Annotated in this window: 1 protein-coding gene and 1 pseudogene; both read left to right on the top strand. The window is 44.6% G+C overall.

Annotation, left to right across the window (positions count from 1 at the left end):
- Positions 1-77: 77 nt before the first annotated feature.
- Positions 78-491: a helix-turn-helix domain-containing protein gene (locus tag L691_RS27435; protein ID WP_025688147.1), complete on the top strand. Its 414-nt coding sequence runs from the start codon at positions 78-80 to the stop codon at positions 489-491.
- A gap of 324 nt (positions 492-815) precedes the next feature.
- Positions 816-1133: pseudogene (locus L691_RS34135) on the top strand (transposase); the annotation flags it as partial.
- Between the last annotated feature and the right edge of the window lie 11 nt (positions 1134-1144).

The following is a 1144-nucleotide window of genomic DNA, read 5'->3' as shown; positions in this document are numbered from 1 at the left end:
GACCTAGTGCCCCTTCTAAGATCGTAGTTGTGAAATACGGGTAATAATGTATAACAAAACGATCTGAGGTGAAAATCATGACTATTTTTGTTCGCGATTTAACTAATGAAGAAGGGAATCGTCTCCTTCGTATTGCCCGGAAAGGCGCAGACCCCGTACAAGTTCGTCGAGCCTTGCTCATTTTAGCCTCCGCCCAAAAAATGAAAGTACCCGAGATCAGTCGGTTGTATCACATTTCAGGTGAACATATTCGGCATACCATTCATCGGTTTAATCAGGAAGGAATGACTTCACTCAAACCCAAATATGGAGGAGGACGGCCGCCTACTTTTACGGAAGAAGAGCGTGCGGACATTATTGAACTTGCCCAAATCCCGCCAAAAGTTGCAGGTTACCCGTTTACAAACTGGTCCCTTTCTAAGCTCAAACAAGCGGTAGAAGAACGAAAAATCGTAGCTTCCATTTCATTGAAACGCTTCGGGTCATCTTGAATGAAGCCAAAATCACTTACCAAAATACGAAAACCTGGAAAGCTTCAAACGATCCGGAATTTGAATCTAAAAAAAACGAATCAAAGAGCTATACGACAGCCCTCCGGTAGACGGGCGTGTGATTTGTGTCGATGAGTTTGGCCCTTTGTCGCTTCAACCTTATCGAGGAAAAGGCTGGTTCCAGCAGCGCAAACCGTCTCGTTTACGTGCAACCTATACCCGTCCTCATGGGGTTAAGCACTTGCTCGCTGCTTTAGATCTGAAGACCGACAAACTTTACGGGCATGCCTCAAAAACAAAGAAACACCAAGATATCGTTTTTTTGATGTGCTTCGTCGGCGATTTCCCCGAACGGAGCGACTGTATATCATCCTCGATAACTTCTCGCCGCATCACCATCATAAAGTGAAAACTTGGGCTTCTGAAAACAATGTGGAACTCACCTTCACGCCAACATATGCTTCTTGGCTCAACCGAATTGAGTGCCACTTCGGACCGCTTCGAAAGTTTGTTTTGGAGGGCAGTGATTTTGCTAAACATCAAGACTTGGCTTTAGCTATTCAGGCATATCTCCGCTGGCGTAATAAGAACAAACGTATAGCTATTATTTTAAGAGAACAAAACAAGATCAAGGTTGTCTGAAGGGGCACTAG

The sequence above is a fragment of the Paenibacillus zanthoxyli JH29 genome (assembly GCF_000520715.1).
Taxonomy (GTDB): domain Bacteria; phylum Bacillota; class Bacilli; order Paenibacillales; family Paenibacillaceae; genus Paenibacillus_AQ; species Paenibacillus_AQ zanthoxyli.
The sequence above is the reverse complement of the archived record's forward strand: the minus strand, read 5'-3'. Positions and strand labels throughout refer to the sequence as shown.